We start from the raw sequence: 22,937 nt of genomic DNA, 5'->3' as shown, positions 1-22,937 counted from the left end.
TTTGGGTATCTAAAACTATTTCTTATCGGCTACAGCATTGATCGTTTTCTGCATTTGCGCCATCATAGAACTCAGTGCTTCTAACGAAGGCTCTGGATTAGGCTCTGGTAATTCTGTACTAATAAATGCCTTTGCTTTCCATACTTCCAATACATCGGCAGATTCTACCCAGTAAGGTTCATACGATTTGTTGTCAGATACCAATCGCAATCCCTTTTCTTCTTTAAATTTTTGACCGATCCGTTTGTACACAATGCCATCCGATTTAGAAACGATTACGTAGGTCTGTCCTACTTTGACATCCGTCCAATTTTCCACGTATTCGGCGATAATAATACTACCTGTTGGCAAGGGCAACATCGAATCTCCTTTGATCTCAAAAGCGCGATACGTACCTTGATTGAACATTGGTAAAGAGAAGCGTGGTAATTCGCGCACATACTCTGGATCACCATAGCCATTCATATAGCCTGCGCTTGCTTTGACGGGTACCAATTCTATATTCTCATTATCATGTTGATCTACCGTGATGCTCAGGACACGCAAGTTGGCTGCATTGCCGCGAGCAGTAGGTTTCCAATGCTCATCAATGACTTGATCAATCAACTCATCCATCGTCAGCTCAAAGAAGTCTGCTATTTTTTTTAGCAGATCATATTTTGGTTCTGCGCGATCCTCTTCATAAGCTCCTACAGAAGCTCTTTTAATGGCTAGCGCATCTGCAAACTGCTGTTGAGTAAGACCTTTCTTCTTGCGTAGGTATTTGAGATTGGTAGATATGTTTGACATTTTTTTTAGTAAATTTTTGAAAGACTAAATTTATTAGTAATATTGTGCCAATAAAATTAGTAATAATATGATAGACTACCAAATTGGAGTCTGCCAATTGACAAACAAAATAGCAATATGTATAAGATAGTCATCCTTACCGATAGCAACAGAAGATATTTAGAAGTGCTTATGACGAATAATCTTTTGGATGTTTTGCATCATATCAGTGTGGCACAGCAAACGCAGATGAACCTAACGACGAATTTGTCGAGAATCGTGTATGAGGAAACGTACGCGACGGAAAGTGGTGCAGTCGATCGATTAAAAGAGCTACAAACTTATACTCGTATGCAGCGCGAACGCTTGGTAAGACGGCAAAATCCAAACTGGTTGAATTTGCACCCAGTGACAAAGCCGGTGGTATCTATGTATAACTCCACGCACTATGCAAGCTAGATACGTGGAGTTATATACGTTAATGCAATAAGTAATAAGCCTGTTTATGGCATTACTTCAATTGTTTTGGTTGCGCGATGTTCTTTACCAAACATATCGGTCGCACGTACTTCAATCTCATGCTTGCCTACGGCTAATTTAGGATACCTCACTTTCCATAAGTGAGTTGATGGTACAGCATTGGAAGGTCTTTTACCTGATTTCATAACTTCTTTCGCTTGATCGTACGATAGTGTTTTAAAGGCGTAATCTGGATCCGCTTCTTGTACATACTCCATATCTTTCCATTTGCCGCCATCCACCCTGTATTCTACCTTATCTGTTTCTTGACCTACAAAGAAATTAGCGAACAAAGCATGACTCCTTACAAATTCCTCTGCGACCTTCTCTGTTCCTGTTAGTGCAATCTGATAGGTTGCTGGTTTACCCGCTACCTTATAATCAAAGGCGTACTTGTTGTTGTCAATCGTCAGCGTAACGTATCCTTTTGGTGTACCATCTCGCATCGTAGAAACCGGCACACCTTGCTCATTCATTTCTCCAGAATACCAATCGCCCGAGGTCGTACCTACGTTGTACTCATGATGTGGTTTTTCCCGCTTCCAACCATCCTCTTTTTGGAAATATACCTGAGTTTGAAAATGCGTGTGTGCAGAAAGTGACAGTGTATTTGGAAATGGTGCTAAAAGATCCATAAAACGCTGACGATCTTCCGAGCGGAAATGTGTAGAAGACTTATCATTCAGAAATAATGGAATATGATAAGCCACAACAATCAATTTTTCCTTTGGTACTAATTTAAGATTATTAGCTAAAAAGGTCAATTGATCGTCTCTAAAACCGCCTGTGTAACCTTTACCCGTTGCTGGATTAGGATAAATAATATTATCTAAAACAATGAAGTGGACATTCCCGTAATTGAAAGAATAATTGGCTGGACCAAAGTTCTTTTCAAATGTTTCGTCAGACAAGGAATCGACCGTCACATCGTAGTTCATGTCATGATTGCCCATCACGTTGAACCATGGCAAGTTAAGCGCTGCCATCGTGGATTGATAGTCTGGATGTAAACTCAAGTCGTCTCCTACCAAGTCGCCTAAGCTCAATCCAAAAGAAATATGATTTGTGGCCTCAATATCTTCTATGATTCCTTTCTGGAAATAGGCCAAATCTCTCTTATCGTACGTTTGCGGATCGCCAAAGACAAACATATTGAATCGCTCAGATTCATCCTGTTTGTGCAAAGCAAAATCTACTGACTTTGGGAGTTGTCCTGTCGGTTCCGAACCCGCATATTTTAGTTCTTTTGGCGAACCCTGTGGTTTGTGTATGTAATAGAAGTGGTGCAGGTTGTTTTTATCTTTTGGAAAAGTATACCCACTAGGTTTGATGACAAAAATGATATTGTCATTACCCACAGGCAGTTGGTACTCGCCTTTGTTGTTGGTGGTCACGACTTCCTGACCATTACTTACCGCAACGTTGGGCAAGCGAGTTTCCCCTTTGTCCATCTTGCCATTACGGTTGCTGTCTTCGAAAACCACACCCGACACCTGATTTTGTGCGTATGCGCCTAGCGAAAGACACAATCCTACACTCAAAAGTACACTTGAAATATTCATTTTGAAATAGATAGTTTGTTTGCAAAACTACCATTTACCCTATTCGCTATGCGCTCGGGAACATTAAGAAATTGTGATATTGCTGTAAATATAGTATTAGATCGATAGTACTATCTTCTTACTTCGGCATACGCTGCAAGCGCATATTGAGTGTGAGCATGAAATAGCGACCTAATCGGTTGTTACGGGATTCGAAGATATCGTTGCCCACATACTCAGTCACTACACCCACATTTTTATTTTGGTCTAACAAATCAAAACATTCTAGCCTCAATAGAGCCATTTTGTTTTTCCAAAAAGAAAACTCTACATACGTATTGATGATCGTAGGGCTCACATCGGTGATATCTTGCACATAACCCCGAAAAAGTTTTTGAGACATCTCTGCGCCTAGCATAAAGCGATTACTCAAATACCCTCTGCCCCCCAAGCTGAATAAGGCGGAGTGCGCCGCAATTTTCTGCCGGCGAGGCAGTTCAAAGTTGGCTTGATTTAGTAAGTAGTTTGCGTTGAATACGGACTCAAAATACTCGTCCCAGCTATAGCGCAATTGTAGATTTTGGGCAAATAGGTATTGCCGTGTTAGGCTGCGCTCGGCATTGACAAAAACGATATTATTAAAATAATCTAGATTACCAGTTGTTTCAAGATTAAACTTATCATTAAATATTGGTGTATTGAAGGTATAGTAACTTTTCAATTCATAATAACCGTCGGTATTCACAAAAGAAACCTCTTGAACCGTCTCGTCAGAACTGGCTGTTTTGGAGGTTACTATTTTGTTGCTGGTAAAGTTATACGCAAAATTCAGTTCTAAATATTGGCCTTTACTTGCAATCGATTTGCGTAATATAGTCGAAAGTCGATTGACAAATTCGGCACGTAGTAGAGGATTTCCGACGATAACCAAGCGGGAATTGGTGTTATCTCTAATCGGTGCAATTTGCAAGAAGTTGGGTTGACTATTTCGTCCATTATAGGTAAACTGCCAATCGAATTCATCCGTGAATCGATACCGCATCATAGCTGATGGAATTAGATTGATATTGTCATATCTGTATTGTAAAGTATCGTTGGCAACTGCGCCAGATAGTCGTAGAGGTTGGACTCCAAAACCTAAATTGGCACGAAATCGCTTATTCGGCTCGTATTGATATAGTAACCCTGTGCGGTTACTCGCAAACAGATACTCATAGTTAAGTCCGAGCGAATCGATAATCGGTATATTAGCTTCGCCAGGCATACGGACGCGGCGCGACATCTCAATATTTGTGAGGTCGTATTCGTACGAAATTTCGAGTAAACTATGATCAAAAAATGGTTCGACGTATGAAATGGCACCACGGATAGATTTGGTAGCATCATATTGATTTACTAATTGCTCCTGATCGAAACGACTGATCATCGGTGCAGTACCCGTGGTATCGTAAATAACGTATTGTTCCGATACATTTTCTACCTTATCATGTCGTTTATATCCTACTTGAATGTCTCCAACTAGCTTACGCCTAGGATCTTGAAAATGCTTAGAATATAATGCATTTAGCTGATACGTAGGCCGTTCAATCGTAGATGAATCTTGATACCAACCATCATTTCTAAGGCGAAAATTGTTGAGTAAAATATTTCGCTTATTATCCCGGACTGAGCGACTCAAAGTCATAGATGGCGTAATTTTCAACAAATCCTTATTCTTGAAACGGGAATTTAGTTCAAAATCAAATTTATGAGTTCTATCATCACTCACGGAGGTAAAATCATCTGCCTTCGTAATTTGATAACCATCATAAGTGGAGCGCAGCAAAGAATTACCTTTAGTTTCGTTCTTTCGCTGCGAATATGAATAACTTCCCGTTAAAGTACTTCGCTGACCGACATTGTCTGAGAAATTGACACCAAAGGAGTTAACGGTGTTTAGACCATCCGCCTGATCAGCATAATCTCCAATATCCGAAAGGCTGGCAGATCTACCACCAGCGCCATCTGGAGAGCCAAATGTAAATAAACTGGTATTTGTATTGTTTGCGGAAGCAATAATGGAAACTTCCTGTCCGCGATCAAACTTATTCAATCCTACGCTACCCAGATAACGGTCATTGGTACCGCCACCAGCAGTAGCTTGTCCAAACATAATCTTCTTGCGATCTTCATGTAGAATAATATTTATGACCTTTTCTGGCGTCGTATTTTTAATCCCTTTGATCTCGGCTACATCACCATAATGGTCGATTACTTCAATTTGCTTAATATAATCGGCAGGCAGATTACGTGTCGCGGTAAGCACATCACCACCAAAGAACTTGCGACCATCAACCTGTACCGAAGTAATGACTTGACCGTTGTAAAATGTGGTACCATCCCGCAGAACGTTGAATCCTGGTAGTGAACTTCGTAATACGTCTTCTAGCAAAGATTGTTTCATGTAAGAAAAGCCAGACATATTGAAAACTGTGGTATCGCCTTTATGCACAATCGGAACCGTGCGCAATACCTGTACTGGATCGATAAAAGAAACGCCAGCAACCAATACGACTGGCGATAAGACCAAAGGACTAGGATCGTGTTCGTACAAACTGACAAAAGCAGTTTGACGCTCTTTGCCCAACATAGAATAAATTAGTTTGACTTCTGATCCCACCACGCCTCGCAAACGATAAATTCCTTGTGCATTCGTTACCGTGTATAAAGTATCTTGATCGGTCTGCAAGTACACATTCACACCTTTTAGTCCAATTCCTAAAGAATCTATTACTGTACCCGTAATAACTTTACCTCGCACTTGGGCCTGACCCTGACTTGCAAGACCTACCAAAAATAGTAATGATATGACTAAGATTAAATGTCTAACAGGCACGCGCACAAACTAAAAGGCAGTGACACAAAATATTCGTTAACCGATAATTGTAAGTTAACACTATAACGCTGTATCCTGAAATTATTGTGTCAAAAAAATCCTACACGGTAAAAATAAAGCTTTTTTTGACATCTTGGGTGCTCCATAATGTGGTAGCGGTATACAACTGCATGTTATAAGAGATAGTATGACGAACTTGTTGAGTGACACGTGTTATAACCTAATAGATGAAAAGTTTTTTGCTAAGAAGAACAACTTTTGTCTCCATATCGTATGATAAGGAATGGTCCTCAGAACAAACTATTTGTAGTAGCATAAACTTGGTATAATTGACCTATTCCAAACAAAAGATCTCTGCGCGTGTTCCAGCATTAGTCTTTAATGACACCTATTGAGAAGCACACAAATACTATTAATAATAAAACTACTATGAAAAAGAGAACTACCTTATCGATGGCGTTAGCCTCGTTGGCTGGGGCCGTAATTACTACTTCTTGTTCGGATGACAACAGCGTCGACAATGACATTATGGGGCCAAATGTTGAGTTTTACGCGATTGATGGCGACAATCATTTGATTCGCTACAATGCGCAAAACGTGCGTAACTCAGTTCAAGAATGGACAATTACTGGAACAGAAAGTAATGAAAAAATCCTAGGCATCGATTTTCGTCCAGTGGGTGGAGAATTGTATGCGGTAGGTAGTAGCAATAGAATTTACACCATCAATAAGGAAACTGGCGCAGCTACAGCGGTTGGATTAGTTCCTTTCACACCAGGAGTGGATGCTACCGAGGTTGGATTTGACTTCAATCCTACTGTAGATCGTATTCGCTTGGTTACAGCAAATGGTCAAAACCTACGCTTGCACCCAGAAACTGGAGTAGTAGCTTTCGTAGACGGCGAGTTGAATGGTGTGGCTAATGCAAAAGTAACAGCAGCTGCTTATACCAATAATACATCTGATGCAACAACTACAGACTTATATGTGATCGATGTGACAACGAATAGATTATACAAACAATCGCCGCCTAACGATGGTGTATTGGAGTTAGTTGGTGATTTAGGAATGAATATTACTGCTGCTGGCGGTTTTGACATCAGCGCTGATGGCCAACACATTATGGCTTCATTGGAAGTAGATGGCAGACACAGTTTATACAGCATCAACCTAGAAACAGGAAAAGCGACGAGAGCATCTAGCAATTTTAGCAAGCCGATTATGGGCTTGGCTTTCCCAACGATGTAATCATTAATCAATACTATAAAAGAACCACGAATGCGATCGCATTCGTGGTTCTTTATTTATCAGCTAAGTGTTAAAAACATACATCAGCTCGTTTATCACTTTATTCTAGACTTAACTTTATAATATCTTTGCACCCATGTCTAGGATCGAAAAATTACAAGCAGCTATCGCCCAGGAACGCGAACAGCTCCTACACCATCCATTGTATGCGAGAATTACTACTGTAGAAGATTTGCAAGCTTTTACAGAAGGACATGTGTATGCCGTGTGGGACTTTATGTCTTTATTAAAAGCTTTACAGATACAACTCACCTGTACTTCCGTGCCATGGTTTGCCAGTAGAATGCCAAATACACGCTACCTGATCAACGAAATTGTGTTGGCCGAAGAATCTGACGAGTATATTGATGGTCGTAGATTAAGTCACTTTGAAATGTACTTAGATGCCATGGAAACGATGGGTGCCAACGTAAAAGGAATCGAAGACTTTGTGGTTCGTGCAAAGGCGTCTTCCGACATCCAAAAGGCAATAGTTGACTCTGAATTAGATGCTCGTATCAAAGACTTTTTAAATTTTACTTTTTCGGTTATCCAAAGTGGAAAATCCCATCAGATTGCGTCAGCATTCACATTCGGTCGCGAAGACTTGATTCCAGATATGTTTACTTCGATACTTAACGAGTTACAGGCCAAATCGCCAGCTGTAGATATGTCCAAATTTATTTATTACTTCCAGCGCCATATCGAATTAGATGGTGATGAGCATGGTCCATTGGCGATGCAAATGATCTCTGAGCTGGCCGGCGACGACGATAAGAAATGGCAAGAAATGCAAGATATCGCCCTGCAAGCACTGCAGGTTCGCTCCAAATTGTGGGACGCTATTGCTGATCGCGTCGGGTAATTGCGGATTTTACGTGCTATTGATTCACAATACGTGAAGTAATGAACGACATTACGTAATCTACCCAACTGCCAGATATTTGGCATTGGCTTTGCAAATCCTTAGGAAACGAACATATAATCACTAAGGATATGAAAGAAGCAAACAACGAAGAGAACCGCGCACAAGCACTAGGATTAGATAGAGGCGAATACCTATTGTTACTAGCCATCCTCGATATCCCTGAGGGAGATACCAACGAGCAACAATTTTAAAATCATAACATACATCAGAGAAAAGAGCTTTTGATCAATGATCAAAAGCTCTTTTTATTTATAATGATATGTAAGCTGGGCATAGGAAATGCGCCAAATTCAACATCTCAATCTATTTAAAGGATCAACTTCCCATGAATGGATCTGTTTTACTATGATTCCCAGTATCCACATGCCCAGCATAGCGATAATGCAGTGCCGGATCTTTTTGATGTTCTACTAATAAATCATACCAGCCATTCGTTTTCTCACAATTAACCGCAAAACCTGTTGATCCCTTTTTCTGGATAGTAGTTTGATGATCGTACGATAAATCGGATACTTTCCAATCTCCGCTCCCGCCTGCCAATGCAATTTCTAGCGCTTCAACTCCATGTTGTAAACTAATATGCGCTGCCGCGGATGGAATATGCTGCGTCGAACCCACGAATGAACGGTAAAATCCGTTCGGACCATGCAGATCCAGATGATATCGTCCAGTCGAAAAACTCTGTAAAGGCCAGCGGTATGTGATAGATGTGCCATTTTGAATGGTAAAATTCCAAATCGCTGCTGGGTTAGCATCATCCTGATATGGAGCTAGCGCTCGCACACAAAGTGGAACTGCCTTGTTTTTTTTAACAAGCTTTAATCGACCGTGATAATGCATCTCCAACACTATTTCTTGTTTTGCGGCATCCAATGATAGATTGACATCGACATCGTAGGGCAATGCATTGGCTGATTTCGTCCCTTTTTCTTGCTGCGGAAGTCGTGGTGATACGATACCTTGATGAATGTTTTTTAATTCTGCTTGGGAGAAAGCTGCTACATCTCCAGGCAATTGCTGTATGCTTGCCGCATAAATACGCGCCACTTCGGCGTCGCGATCTACGGATGTTACATTCGGTACTCTGTCGTTGGATGATGCTGGGCGAAAAGCCGAAGTCAGATCGCCACAAACTGACCTTCGCCAGTCAGACAGGTTGGTTTCCAATACTTCTTTGCCAAATTTTCGCCGAATAAAGTGCTCTAGAAATTGAATGTTGGAAGTGAGATCAAGTACTTCAGAATTCACCCAACCACCTTTGCTCCAAGGAGAAGCAATAACCATCGGCACGCGAAACCCTAAGCCAATTGGACTGTCTAAGGATGCTTCTGGCTTTCCAGTTCGCACTTTCTCCTGTGCTGCCGTCACATATTCTGAGCGGGTATCCATGCCATCGGGATTTACTCCCGAGAATGGTCGGTCGGAATGTGCTGGCACAAACGGTGGCACGTGGTCAAAATAACCATCATTCTCATCGTAGGTCAAAATGAAGATGGTTTTTTTCCAGATTTCTGGATTCTTAGTCAGAATATCCAACGCTTCGGATACATACCATGCGCCAAACCATGGCGAACCGGGATGGTCAGAAAATCGACAAGGTGCGACTAACCAAGATACGGTTGGCAAATTGTCGGCATCGACATCTTTTCGAAACTCGTGAAAGATATCGCCTTTGGGTACTTGCACTTCCTTCTCTCCTTCTTGATCTTGGTATTTTAGCGAAGCTAATTGGTGGTAATCTGGATCGGCTATATTGGTACAAAAAGCTTTCCGATGGATGTTCTTACTAAAAGAGTTGAGCTTCTCAAAATTAGCAGCGGAATAGGTTTCTATGTCGCGCGTGAGCCGATCGATTTGCTGCGTCAATATAGTAAACTGCTCCGATTGCTGGTCGCTTATCTTTTCTAGTTCTGCTCTGGAAGATATTAGCGTATTTTCCATCCAGCGCCGATGCGCTGGATGAAATCGTACTTTATATTGCTCGTGAAACTCCAGATTGTTATTGGTGAAATTGGATAACCAATCTTCCTCCTCCCCTTCAAATCCTACGGGTAAGCTCAATTCGTTTTGATATACATTCCATGAAATACCTGCCTTTTCTAATCGTTCGGGATAGGTCGTCCAGGACACATCGCGGTAATTGATCTGCCCATTATCCACGTGCGCCACTGACTCTGGATTGTGCGGCTCTTCGCGAACCGTGCCAGACCAAAAATACGACCTGTTTGCACTCGTGCCCGTTAGTGAGGAGCAGAAATGTTGATCGCACACCGTAAATGCATCCGCAAAGGCGTAGTAAAACGGAATATCTTGGCGCGTGTGATAACCCATCGTCAAAGGCAAATGCTGGTACGCTTTGTTGCCGGCTTTTTTAGCTTCTAGCCAAGTATCGAGCTTGCCATTATTCCGGGCTTCGACCATATCTTTCCAGCTGTGTGGCAAAGAGCCCATCCAAGTGGCCTTCGTTTGCTCAATGTCTAAGCGAAATGGCCCGTAAGCTTCACCTTGCGCATTCTTTTGCACCCAAACAGGTAATCCGTCGCCGTCGCGAATGGCGCGCGGATCGTTGAACCCGCGAACCCCACGCAAGGTGCCGAAACAATGATCGAATGATCGGTTTTCTTGCATGAGGAATACCACATGCTCGGCATCCAAATACGTCGTGCCCGCTTCGACTTCAATGGCCAATGCACGTGCGATGGAACTCGGCAAGAATTGATAAGCAGCCGTTGCGCCACCCAACATCGCTGCTTTCTTTAAAAATGCTCTTCTACTATCCATGCTGTTTTTCTGTGTAAGATACCATTATTTTGTCCACCATGTTTCCTGTTGAATGGCATCATTGCCGTTAAATTGTCTTTGGATCGCTGCATCTACCTGTGCTGTATTCTGATTGTATTCTTTCTGCGGATACATCCAACGATAAGCGGTACGCACATTGGCTGCTTTGCGCATCGTTGGATAACCGGTGCGCAAATGATCGAAGTAAGCTGAATAACCACCTTGGTGAAAGGACCTCAAATATTTCTGCATCATAATACGTTCGATACGCTGCTCCGTAGTCGTCGCATTTGCTAAATTAACAAGCGGCAACTGCAAATAAGCATCTACACGCTCGGCACTGAAGTACTGACCCATATTTTTGGCATACTTCGCGTAGAAGTTGAAAGCCGCGCGCACGCCAGCATTATAATACGTAACCGCATCGCCTGGAATCCATCCGCGTACAACCGCTTCTGCTAAGATAAACTGTTGCTCGGCGTACCCCATCAATACCATGGGTTCGCATGTAGGGTCGATGGTGTAGCGATCATGCACTTTTGAAAGTCTTCCAGCAATGGCTTTGTCGTTGACCAAAGCATAAGGTACAATCGGGTCGCCGCCTTCATAAGCGGTGAAATCATCTAATGCAGCACCGGCCTCACGGCCTAAGCGGGTTTGTGACGCAATAGCGAATAAGCGTGGATCCTGATGATCTTGCAAACGACGAATCAAGGTAGAATCCATATACATGCCTGATCCGTAACCGCTGGAGTTAAACTCTGGATAGCGATTGTCTTGCTGATCTAGGTAAACCAATTGTCCATCATCGGCATCGGATTCCAATAACATGCCGTTGCCCGCAATTTGTGCAAACTGCTGCACAATATTTAAATCCGTATCAGCGGTTTTGCGAGACAGGGTCATCAGCACTTTCAGACGGAAACTATTAATCAGTTTGCGCCAGCTGCTCGAATTGCCACCATAGATAATATCACCTGCGATCAGATCAGGATTAGCCTGTAGCAATTCGTCGGCCTCGGCTAACTCTCCAAGAATACCCACAAAAACAGCCTTTTGCTCATCGTATTTGGGTAAGTACAGCCCGGCTGATTCTCCTTGCAACGCTTCGCTATACGGGATATCTCCGAAGGTTAGCGTCAGGTTGTAGAAATAATAGGCACGGAAGAATTTGCCTAAAGCCAAATAAGTTGGCTCATCAATAGCGGAAGCTTCCTCCATCATTTTGGTCACATTGCGAAGATGGTTGTATTGATCGAAACTGCCGCGCTGCCAATTATAAATCTGATTTGCATTTTCTCCATCAGTTTGAAGAATCATCTTGAGCGTGTATAATGGCGAAGTACCTCTCCAAGTATTGAAGGCATTCCACTCTACATTAGTCAACAAGGCTTGTGGATGTGTGGATGAAGCATTGTTCGGGTCAATATTAACCTCCGTCAACTTTTCGCAGGAAGACAAGGTGGTTAGCAGCAGCAAGCTGCCGATGGTAATCGTATTTCTAAGCTTTTTCATGATTCGAAAAATTAAAAAGTAAGGTTAAGAGATACACCAAGGTATCTGGTAGATGGATCTTGCAAGTTGTCGTCATTACCAATACCGAAATCTGGATCGATGTATGGTATGTTTTTCCAAACCCATAGGTTCGTGCCGAATACGGATGCATCTAACGCTTTGAATTTGCTTGATTTCAACCATTTATTTAAGTCATATCCTACAGAAAGTCTACGTAATTTCACAAATGAACGATCATATACGTTGGCAAATGTGCTGCTTTCGCTCTCCGTAACACGTGCCTGATAAGGATAAATCTGCGACCAAGTCTGCCAACTTACCGCATCAGTAAATGGTGCATAGGTACGCGTATCTTCCGTGATGTTTCCTTGCACATCATACTTCACTTCGCCTCCTGTAACAATGACGCCAGATGGCCTATAAACATTTTGCCCTGCATCATACTCTTCCTGTCTATACTGTGTCGAAGATGGATGCTTACCGCCCCACCACATTTTTTCGATCGTTTGCGAGCGCATTACACCACCAATAGATCCGTCGATATCCATTTGTACGCGAATGTTTTTGACCATAAAAGTATTGCTGAAACCAAACTGCCAATCTGGATTGAAATAACCCAAATAACGTGGGAAAGGATCACGAATCGGCATACCTGTGGTGGGATTTAGAATCAACTGACCATCCGCATTTTTCTGCCAAACTTGATCGTAATAGGCGTCGGCACGATCTCCTTGATAGAGATTACCAAAGCGCGCTTGATCGCCGTAGATCGATTGCAGTCTGCGTACAGAACGCGTCCAGTTGACCGCTGTACGCCACGAAAAATTATCATTTTCGATGATCCGAGCACCCAACATTACTTCCACACCTTGCGTACGATAGACATTGCCATTTACCATTCGCGTAGCGAATCCAGAAGCATCGGAGTTTTCTAGTTGAATAATCTGGTTGCGATCGCGCATATCATAATAGGTCACATCCATATTTAGGCGATTCTTGAGGAAGGCAAATGCCATACCCATTTCCCAGGTATTGGATTGCTCGGGCAAAATGTTAGGATTGATGATACCGCTTGGATAACTAACCGATGGCGTAGAACCATATGTCAGCGCTTTGTTGTACACCGCGCGGATACTGTATGGATCTAAGGCAGACGATACCGAAGCCCAAGAAGAATAGAGCTTTACGTAATCAATTGCACGTGGCATCGGGATATAGTCAGACACGATCGTACTGAAGGACGCCGACGGATAGAAATAAGAATTGTTTTCGGCCGACAAAGTCGATGACCAATCATTACGACCAGAAAAATTCAAATACGTGGAGCGAAAAATATCGAAATTAACGGACGCATAGGCACTTCTGGTAATAGATGTATGATTGGCATTGGTAGCGCGTACTGGACCTTGGGTGTTACCTAAATTGTAAATGAAAGGTACAACCAATCCATCTGTGGATTGATACGTATTGGACAAGGTACGTTTGAAGGTTGATGCACCAGCATTAATATTCAAGCCAAAATTGTCGCCAAATTGATCGCTGTAGGTAGCCAATACATCGGCGTCGAAGTTCAGCTGCCCGTTGTTCCACATTTTGTAATCTCCATTTCGCGAATCGCCGTAATTCATGTATGATTTCGGACTTTGCATATCTTCGAACGTGGTTTTTTGACGAGCTGCAATACGTCCTTGAACGTTGAACTTGGGGGTGACTTGCCAGTTCAATCTGGATTGTGCGTGTACCACGTCTTGGTCGAATACCTGATTTAGCTCATTGGCAGCGAAGTAAGGGTTGTTGTACCAAGCATAATTGTAGTTGGCTTGGCGATATCCTTCCTGTCCGGGAATGTACAGGTTGTTAGCCAAATCTTGTCCGTTTACATCATTTCCCATCCAAAGTAAGATGGTGTACATGTGGTTTTTTGGTCCGTAACCATACCGTGGGAAGTTTGGCGACTTCACCTTGTTGTAGGAGAAGTTGATGTCCAAATTCAACTTCGGTGTAAAACGATAATTGGAATTGATGTTGATACCACCAGAATTCAAGCTTGTATTGGGCACTTGACCTTTCTGATAGGCATATTTACCGGATGTAAACAAGCTTAGTTTTTCTGACTTGTGCGATAAGGTAAAGTTATTCTCAGTCACGATACCCGTTCCTAAGAAATCACGCAAATTGTCGTATGATCGCCATTCGATCGGCACGCGTTCGTAGCGCGATTTGTCGTCGTAGATCGTTCCACTTACATCGCCATACCAAGGAATTACAGTGCCAGTTTGTTTGTCGCGGATAGGACTATTCCATTGTGGCAGCAATAATCCGGTATTTAACTTTGGTCCCCATGTCATGTCGCCATCGGAAATACCGCCATCGGCACCATCCCAAAATTCGTATTGGCCGTTCGATCCGCTACCAAATTCGGTTTGAGATTCTGGAAAGACGGTAAATCCAGCGGACATCATGTTGGTGGTTCCGATCGTGACTTCCAAACCTTCTACTTTCGCATTTTTGGTGGTGATCATAATCGCACCATCCCGACCGCGAAAACCATAAAGTACGGAGGCAGCAGTACCTTTTAATACGTTGATATTTTCAATATGCTGTGCTGGGATGTCAAACAATTCAGATTCGACGGGGATACCATCTACCACGATCATTGGACTGCGACCACGTAAATTGAATGTCGGTGCTTGGAAGATACCGGTGGGATTATTCACAATCAAACCGGCCACTTGACCCGTTAAAGCTGTACCGATATTCATTGTTTTTGCTTCTTGTAGCACTTCGGTATTCACTTCTTGTGTGGCGTAGCCCAGCTTCCGCTTTTGCTGCTTGATACCGATCGCGGTCACGACTACTTGATCCATTTCATTAAGCGCAGGATCTTTAAGCACGATGATGGCACTACTTCGTTTGCCATTAGAAATAATGACAGCGCATTCATCTTTCGGCAACATACCGACATAACTAACAGTAATGCAATAATTACTGTCTGTTGGAAGATTCTGAAAAAGGACACGACCATCGGCATCGGTTGAGCCCAATCGCTCCAATTTGAGATTGGCATTGTGAATTCGCACGGTCGCACTGGAGATCGCGCTGTTTTCTTTGTTCTGAACGAGAACGACGAGTTCGCCCTGCTGTTGTGCTTGCACGGTGGATAATAGCAAACTTAAAAATGCACCGATGAGCCCAAATTTCAGAAAGGGCTTGGGATTGAGTTTTGTACGCATTGGTTTGTTAAATTTGATCGTTTGTTTGGAAATTGGATGATAGAGATACGGCATACGTAGCGGTATCTTCTTGATAATTAATTTGTATTTCGTGGGTCAACATAATGTGCTTGATGATGTCGTCTAAGACAACTTTATCGGTATAATTGCCGTAGAAAGTCATGCCTTCTAAGTCGCTTTCCGTATACGAGAATTGGGTTTGGAAATGCGCAGAAAGCGTGTCGAATACTTCCTTTAATGGCGTATGGTGAAAGGCTAACATGATAACTTCTACCTCTTGTGCAGTTTCTTTCTTCCTGCTGGCTTTTGGTGTTGGTAAGATATTTGGCGCTAGGTGCAATCCTTTGCTATCCCAGCTATCGCCCGGATTTAGTGCCACGAGTAATTCCCGATTGCCTAAGCTAGAATTTTTGGTGATGGCCACTTTTCCAGACAGAAGCTCTACAATGGGAAGCGATTCTTCGCGTAAACGGGTAACCCAGAACACCGTTCCGAGTGCCGTAGTATGGATATTTCCAGTGATGACAGAGAATGGACGCGATGCATCTTTAGCGACATCAAATCGTGCTTTTCCGCACAAAGTCACTTGGCGATTATCCACTTCAAAATTGTCGAGAAAATGAATGCTACTCTGTGGTGTCAAGGTGACATTAGTGCCATCGGAAAGCATGACGGATCTGTTATCTGTACCATGATTGTGGTATACACGTAGTCGATTTACATCGTCAGAAAATTTGGATGCCAAAAGCTGTGTTACTGCGGGGTGTTTGTTACCTAGGTCATGACGTAATACAAAGAAACTTGCTACGCCTATGCATAGTAAAGCTGCTGCGGCAACGTACTTTGTTGGCCATTGGATTCTTTTTACACGCACTTCGTTTGGTTGTGTAATACGATCAATACGGTTTCTAAGTTGCAGCAGATCTTCTGTGGTGGCCGATTTGTCGGAAACTTTCAAAGATGCGATCCAATGTTGTAGTTGGACTTTTTCTTCGGCAGTACACTTTCCTTCCAGATAGCGCTGGATCAACTGTTGTAATTCGGGTGATTGTTTGGACATACATAAGGTAGTAGCTCAAACAGTGCGATCGTACCATAGAAATGGTATTAAGAAAAGATCAACTTTATTTTAATTTAAAAACAACTATCGTAGCAGGAAGTACGAGAGCATCGGCAATAGGAAAACCGTATCATGCACCTTCTTCTTGGCTAGTTCTTTCCTGACCTGATCAAGTGATTTACAGAGTTGGTTTTTGACGGTTTGATTGGATATGCCGAGTAAAGAAGCAATTTCCTGATTGGAATATGATTGATAATACTTCAATTGGAATATCCTACGCATTCGGGGAGGCATCTGCGTTACAGAATTGTCAATGTGTTGAATCATCGATTCATGACTTTCCTCTATATCCGCTTCTTCCAACTGTTCATGGTCGACAGTTTGTAATAAAGTGAAATGGGCGATATGTTTATCATTGACACCCACTTTTCGGAAATGCTGGAATATCTTATGGTAAAGCGCTGAAATCAAATAATTTCGCGGTTCAGAAGTAATGTTGATCATGGATTTTCGCTGCCACAGATCGACAAATAAATCTTGTACCACATCCATCGCTTGATCTTTATCGCCCAACTTGCGGATGGCAATATTCAGTAATGTTGCTGCGTGTGCTTTATAAAGAAGATCAAAATCGAAATCACATGATACCATGACGTGCTTTTGTATGGTCAGCACCAAAATTGACCTATTAGTATTATATGCGGATTAAGTACATATTAACTCTTGATAAATACCAGGTATTACGCCAATACCTCATAAATGATTAAGACACCTTCTAACAAGTTGCATGGGGTTGATAATTATCGAATTTACCGCGTACAAAAAAACAGAGAACCCTTAGTTTGAATTCTCTGTTTTTAGTTTACGTTCAGCAATTAATCTAATCGGAGCATAAATATGTACACAGCAACTAGAAATAAACAAGTTCTTATGGAGTAGGCGGTCCGGCGTATCTCCATTGTCTAATTCCTTGCAATTCGGCTTTTTCTACAGCCCAAGCCATTATGTTGGCAATTACGACACTATTATAGGCATCTCTTGAGCCTGCAGAATAACCAGAACCAGCATTACCGTAAGCTTTCGGTAATGGTCTCTTCAAAACTGTGTTGTAATTAAATGGACAAATAACAAAACTGCGACCACCGTTGTAAGAAACAAAACCACCATCGCCAATGAAGAAGAAATTTTTAGTATTGTGTTTGAACATCGTCACGCGAGGTGTAACCGATGACCTATTGATGGCATTACCGTAGGAATATATCGTAATCTGAGATGGAGGCAAATTTGTAAGTCCTAGTGTTGTACCAGCATCTTCGCCCCAATACCGACCGCGAACATCTCCAAAAGGACCATTTAATATTTTATCAGTAGGATTATTTCCTTCAATAGGGTACATCGCTCCAGCACTACCGCTACTTACGGTACCGATATTTGATACTCCAAACATCGTGTTGAAGAATGAATGTGTATCGTTACTCGTAGCATTTTGTAGCATCATGATCACAACACCATTACTATTCAAATAATTGTTCAGAGACCTAGCTACTGATGGCCGTATATTGGTCATATCGTATCCTATGATTACGATATCGGGTCTATTATTGGTGTTTGTAGCTGCTAGCCGTTCTGCTAAGCGATTATCAAAAGCCGTAGTAGCGGCATATACCATACGATTTTCATCGGCATTTTGAGTACGATTTCCTCCCGCCCAGCTTCCTTGACCCGGAGACCATGATCCCATTTTAATGACACTTTCCGGCAAATCGCCAAAATTCTCAGAAGCATTTAAAAAATCCCAAGCAGGTCCTCGTTCTAATGCATAACCGTAGGATGCGCCACTCGAAATATGCAAAATCCTCAAGGGAGAGACTTGATAATTAAGATTCAATACGCTAGATAAGCGTTGGCCGATCGCCGCATTTTCAAATTCAGTTGTAAAGGTCGGTTTATTAGCTGCTCCGTAATAAGTTGCTAGATTTCGCTGTGATATTTCTTCTCTTACCTCATCAAATTTTACTGGGAGGTCATTTATCACCACGTTATATTTACTTATTGATGCCGGGTCAACAGTATAATACGTTCTTTCCCAAGTATTGTCAGGAGATGGATTATTAAAAATAATTTCTGTGGGTACAACATCTATTGTATTCATTTGATTGCTTCGTACACTAAACCTGCCTTTCTTCAAATAATCGTTCCTATCGAACGCCGCATTTAGATTATTGATCGTAGCAAATCTAGCCAGAACAGTTCCGTCAATCTTTATGTGTACTTGAGCGACTTTACGTTCGAAAGTGATACCAAGTATATAATCTTCTTGCAAGTTTGAAGCTATAGTTATTTCACCACTAGCATACAAAAAATCTCTGTTAATAGAGGTTTCAATAGATGGGTCATTGATGTTTGATGGCTCTGGTAGTGCCTCGCTATCGTTGTAAGAGTAAGCATACCACAGGTAAGTCTCACCTTTCTGTCCCTCCATTGACAAAGGTGTACCTGCCGTACCTTGGAGAGTACGCCAAAGTTGTCCGTTATTTTTGTTGTATAAAAAGATTCTGTATCTGTATCCATTTTGCATAGGAATAGCAGCAGGACTTATAGTCGCGGATCTATCGGAAAAAGATAATATTTCTGATGTTGGCAGCACACTTTCGACAATAGTGCCTACGGAAGTTTGACTCATCACATGGTCTACATAAAACCCACCTTTATCATCGCCCATACTGATGGTAGAAGTACGCGAAATATTGCTAAATGTAGTATTTGTGGCGGCTCTAGCATTGGCATAGTTAGCGACAACAGTACTTTCGGTTATACCCGCAACATCGATTCGTAACATCATGTCACCACCTACCTTTGCTACTGGATAGTCCTTCGAACACCCGACCAAACTAATTGTACTTATAAAGCCAAGTATATAAATAAGTCCTTTCATAATATTTAATTAAATACTTATGTATCAAAAATTCCAAGTCTGCTCCGATTGTCTTTCTTCCCATTCCACGACATAGGGTGTATTGTTGTTTTCGATCGTAATAATGACAGTCGACCCTGCTGCTAAGGCAGATTCCATGGCGACTATAGTTATCGCAATAGATGGCGATAAGTAGTTTCTTTTAGGTACTGCTCTCGTAATTTCTTTATTTAAATCCATTTTGTAAGATTGATAGTTACTGTTTAGAAAAAATACTTTTATTTATATGTTTAAACATGTAAACTTAATGAGTGTTAATTTACATGCTTGCTTATTTTCCTTTGAGTGTGTGTTGAAAATATTTTAACCACAATAGTCATTAACCGACGACAAATATCTGTAGTCTGTTGATATTCTACACCTACATTCGTTAATATAATTTCATTTTGTAGGGCTAAGACTACAGTACGCAATCTGCCTTCATACTATTTTAAAAGCTAATTTTTCTACTAACTTATATAGGAAAATAACAGTACATTATTCAATTCAGAATATTTAAAATTTCTAAACTAAGTCTAATTAATTTCTATTTTATTAATCAAAACATTATTTAGATGCTATATAAGCAAAAAAAAGTCGTTATGTATTTTGATGAAAAATCACATACAGTGGTTTATTGTGTGATTATTGTATGATGTGGGATAATTACAACGTGATTGATAACGGAATAATAATATTTGATATGCGAAAGCCACAACCAGTCAGGCTTACACAAAATTTTTAGTGTTTAGAACGGATTTGTCTGTGCTGGGGTCACCATTGAATGTATTATCTTATAAAAGAATAGTTGCATTTCAAATTGTATACAAATGTATGCTAATAAGTGCTATTGCAGTTTTACTACATCAATAGTCCGTGGGCCGTAGATCATTCGACCACGTCAATTTTAAGGTGTCGGTGGCCCCGCGTATTTCCACGTTCTAACTCCATTAAGCTCCGCTTTTTCGACAGCCCAAGCCATCACATTTGCTATGAGCATGCTATTGTACGCACCAAATGAACCGGCGGCATATCCATTTCCAGAATTCCCGTAAGATTTCGGTAGCGGACGCTTCGCAACTGCATCGTAGTTGAATGGACAAATTGTGTTGCTGCTACCACCATTATAGGAGACAAAGCCACCGTCTCCTATGTAAAAGAAGTGTTTCGTATTATGTTTAAACATAGTAACTCGGGATGCTACAGATGACCTATTAATGGCATTGCCGTATGAGTAAACTGTAATCTGAGATAATGGAAGATTTGTAATGCCAAGCGTTGTACCAGCATCTTCGCCCCAATGCCTGCCACGTACATCACCGAATGGCCCATTCAGTATTTCGTCATTTGGGTTAGTACCCTCGATTGGGTACATCGCTCCAGCAGTACCACTGCTGTTTGTTCCAATATTGGATACACCAAACATCGTGTTGAAAAAAGATTGGGTATTTGCGTTAGCAGCATCTTGAAGCATCATAATAACTACCCCTTTGTCATTTAAATAATTATTTAGTGCCTGCGCTACTGCTGGTCTAATACTGATCATATCATATCCCAAAATAACTATATCTGGTCTATTCGTTGTATTTGTTGCCGACAATCTATTTGTTAGTTGGTTATCGAAAGCAGTAGTTGCCGAAAATAATAACCAATTTTGTGATTTATTATCTGCTTGATTACCTCCAGACCAACTTCCCTGTCCAACTGCCCACGACCCCATTTTTATCACGCTTTCTGGTAGATCACCAAAATTTACTTTCGAATTTAAAAAATCCCAAGAAGGACCTTGTTGAAGGGCGTATCCAAAAGATGTATTATTTGAAACATGCAAAATTCTTAAAGGTGCTACTTGATAATTCAAGTTCAAAATACTGGAAAGACGTTGACCAAAAGCGGGTGAAGTGAAATTTGAAGTAAAATTAGGCTTATTGGCTACACCATAGTATGTTGCTAAATTTCTGACAGAAATGTCCTCACTTACTTCGTCGAATTTAACAGGTAAATCATTTATAACAATTTTATAGCTGCTTACAGCGTCAGGGTCAACAGTATAATAACTTGTTTCCCAGATATGCGTTGACGATGGCGCATTAAAAATAGTCTCGGTAGGCACGACCGTAATACTATTTATCTGATTATTCTTTATATCAAAAATTCCCTTTTTTATATAATTACTATTATCAAAAGAAGCATTGAGATTATCTATTCTGGCAAATCGAGCTAGTACAGAGGCGTCAATTTTAACACGCACTTGCGTCACTCTATGTTGGAAAGTTATACCTAGATTATAGTCTACCTCAGAATTTGCGGGAATACTTATCTCACCTGATGCATAAAGAAAATCTTTCGAAATAGCTGTTTCTACGGTTGGGTTACTGGCATTCGTGGGTTCTGGTAACTGATCGCTGTTGTTGTAAGAGTACGCATACCATAAATAACTTTCACCCTTTTGCCCATCGATTGACAAGGGAGAACCTGCTGAGCCTTGACTTGTACGCCATAGTTGACCATTTGCCTTGTTGTACAAAAGCAGCCTGTATGTGTATCCAGTTTGCATTGGCTGGGCAGCTCTGTTGATAGTTGTTGAGCGATCATCAGATAGCTCTTTTGGTATTGACGTCGACTTTATAGCATCTTGATTTGTTGAAAAATCTATACTAAAACCATTTTCGCTTCTAGGTATGTTTTTCGAGGCTCCAGCTGTTGTTGTTGTTAGATCTCGAACATTACGAGGATCTGTATTAGCATCAATATTCAAGGCTTCCGATACCTTGAATATCAACGCGTAACATCATGTTTTCGGGTTGTTTTTCAAGTTCTTTCTTAGAACAACTGACTAAGCAAATAATGTTAACGATAATGAATAGATATATGAAATTTTTCATTTTTGATTTTAGTAATTTTTAGCTACCTAAAAGTTCCATGTTTGGTCTGTTTCTCGTTCTTGCCAATCTGTTACATCTGGAGTTCCATTATTTCCTACCCTTACGACTACTACCGATCCTGCTGAAAAATCAGATTCCATGGCGACATAAGACAATATTATACCTGGAGATACATAAACTTTTTTCCGTAAACCTTTCATGATGTTCTTTTATTTATTGAAACCGATCTTACTGTATTGATTATAGCATCATCAATATCCTGCTATAATATTTTTAGTATTTACTTCCGTGTCATTCTTGCTTTAAAAATTCTAAAAATTAGTGAAGAGAAAGTTATTCACGATTTTTAGTTAGCAAATATGTGTAGATTGCTATTAATAAATGTCTTGTAGAGACGCGAGTAATTTTAGTTTGTAGATCTCCAACTACATAGTGTAGTTACTGTTGTGGATCGGCTCCACCCTATCTCATTTTCGGTCGATTATTCATAAACGCCTTATTATGGAAAACCGTAAACAATTGGTGTGCTTGGATGTTATGTTTGGAGTAAATTTCTTCAATCTATTGGCTAACATTCTATGCATAAAAAAAT

Annotated in this window: 16 protein-coding genes; 4 read left to right on the top strand and 12 right to left on the bottom strand. The window is 41.2% G+C overall.

What is annotated here, in order from left to right:
* Positions 1–15: 15 nt before the first annotated feature.
* Positions 16–789, bottom strand: coding sequence for an XRE family transcriptional regulator (locus DC487_RS09590; RefSeq protein WP_116775758.1), 774 nt, complete (start codon positions 787–789; stop codon positions 16–18).
* Between the two features lie 117 nt (positions 790–906).
* Here DC487_RS09590 and DC487_RS09585 point away from each other — a divergent pair, with 117 nt between their 5' ends.
* Entirely contained in the window at positions 907–1,227 is a 321-nt protein-coding gene (locus DC487_RS09585; protein ID WP_116775757.1) for a GIY-YIG nuclease family protein, read from the top strand.
* Positions 1,228–1,271: 44 nt separating this feature from the next.
* On the opposite strand, the gene DC487_RS09580 is transcribed toward DC487_RS09585, so the two are convergent.
* A complete protein-coding gene (locus DC487_RS09580; RefSeq protein ID WP_116775756.1) occupies positions 1,272–2,849 on the bottom strand; it encodes a calcineurin-like phosphoesterase C-terminal domain-containing protein in 1,578 nt (525 codons plus the stop codon).
* A 118-nt stretch (positions 2,850–2,967) separates the two neighbouring features.
* On the bottom strand, positions 2,968–5,703 hold the full coding sequence (locus DC487_RS09575; protein WP_165799060.1) for a TonB-dependent receptor: 2,736 nt from the start codon (positions 5,701–5,703) through the stop codon (positions 2,968–2,970).
* A 429-nt stretch (positions 5,704–6,132) separates the two neighbouring features.
* Between DC487_RS09575 and DC487_RS09570 the strand changes: the two genes are divergently transcribed.
* The 3 genes from DC487_RS09570 (at position 6,133) to DC487_RS17370 (ending at position 8,109) form a co-directional block, all read left to right on the top strand.
* On the top strand, positions 6,133–6,951 hold the full coding sequence (locus tag DC487_RS09570) for a DUF4394 domain-containing protein (RefSeq protein ID WP_165799059.1): 819 nt from the start codon (positions 6,133–6,135) through the stop codon (positions 6,949–6,951).
* Between the two features lie 136 nt (positions 6,952–7,087).
* Positions 7,088–7,855, top strand: a complete 768-nt coding sequence (locus tag DC487_RS09565) for a DUF3050 domain-containing protein (RefSeq protein WP_116775753.1) — start codon at positions 7,088–7,090, stop codon at positions 7,853–7,855.
* A gap of 131 nt (positions 7,856–7,986) precedes the next feature.
* A complete protein-coding gene (locus DC487_RS17370) occupies positions 7,987–8,109 on the top strand; it encodes a hypothetical protein (RefSeq protein ID WP_262508158.1) in 123 nt (40 codons plus the stop codon).
* 124 nt (positions 8,110–8,233) lie between these two features.
* On the opposite strand, the gene DC487_RS09560 is transcribed toward DC487_RS17370, so the two are convergent.
* The 9 genes from DC487_RS09560 to DC487_RS17230 form a co-directional block, all read right to left on the bottom strand.
* Positions 8,234–10,699, bottom strand: coding sequence for a phosphocholine-specific phospholipase C (locus tag DC487_RS09560; protein WP_116775752.1), 2,466 nt, complete (start codon positions 10,697–10,699; stop codon positions 8,234–8,236).
* 24 nt (positions 10,700–10,723) lie between these two features.
* Positions 10,724–12,214: a SusD/RagB family nutrient-binding outer membrane lipoprotein gene (locus DC487_RS09555; RefSeq protein WP_116775751.1), complete on the bottom strand. Its 1,491-nt coding sequence runs from the start codon at positions 12,212–12,214 to the stop codon at positions 10,724–10,726.
* Between the two features lie 11 nt (positions 12,215–12,225).
* Positions 12,226–15,447: a SusC/RagA family TonB-linked outer membrane protein gene (locus DC487_RS09550; protein ID WP_116776047.1), complete on the bottom strand. Its 3,222-nt coding sequence runs from the start codon at positions 15,445–15,447 to the stop codon at positions 12,226–12,228.
* Between the two features lie 7 nt (positions 15,448–15,454).
* Positions 15,455–16,507 (bottom strand): FecR family protein, encoded by a 1,053-nt coding sequence (locus DC487_RS09545; RefSeq protein ID WP_116775750.1) that lies wholly within the window; start codon positions 16,505–16,507, stop codon positions 15,455–15,457.
* An 84-nt stretch (positions 16,508–16,591) separates the two neighbouring features.
* Positions 16,592–17,158, bottom strand: a complete 567-nt coding sequence (locus DC487_RS09540; RefSeq protein WP_116775749.1) for a sigma-70 family RNA polymerase sigma factor — start codon at positions 17,156–17,158, stop codon at positions 16,592–16,594.
* 277 nt (positions 17,159–17,435) lie between these two features.
* Positions 17,436–19,442, bottom strand: coding sequence for a hypothetical protein (locus DC487_RS09535; RefSeq protein WP_116775748.1), 2,007 nt, complete (start codon positions 19,440–19,442; stop codon positions 17,436–17,438).
* A 24-nt stretch (positions 19,443–19,466) separates the two neighbouring features.
* The gene (locus DC487_RS09530) at positions 19,467–19,661 is read right to left on the bottom strand and encodes a hypothetical protein (RefSeq protein ID WP_116775747.1); all 195 of its coding nucleotides are present in this window, start codon (positions 19,659–19,661) and stop codon (positions 19,467–19,469) included.
* Between the two features lie 706 nt (positions 19,662–20,367).
* Positions 20,368–22,218 carry a fimbrillin family protein gene (locus DC487_RS09525; RefSeq protein ID WP_165799058.1) on the bottom strand — a complete coding sequence of 617 codons (1,851 nt, stop codon included), beginning with the start codon at positions 22,216–22,218 and terminating at the stop codon, positions 20,368–20,370.
* Between the two features lie 153 nt (positions 22,219–22,371).
* Entirely contained in the window at positions 22,372–22,545 is a 174-nt protein-coding gene (locus DC487_RS17230) for a hypothetical protein (RefSeq protein ID WP_165799057.1), read from the bottom strand.
* Positions 22,546–22,937 lie beyond the last annotated feature (392 nt).

Origin of the sequence: Sphingobacterium corticibacter, from assembly GCF_003076635.1 — a bacterium.
Lineage (GTDB): Bacteria > Bacteroidota > Bacteroidia > Sphingobacteriales > Sphingobacteriaceae > Sphingobacterium > Sphingobacterium corticibacter.
The sequence above is the reverse complement of the archived record's forward strand: the minus strand, read 5'-3'. Positions and strand labels throughout refer to the sequence as shown.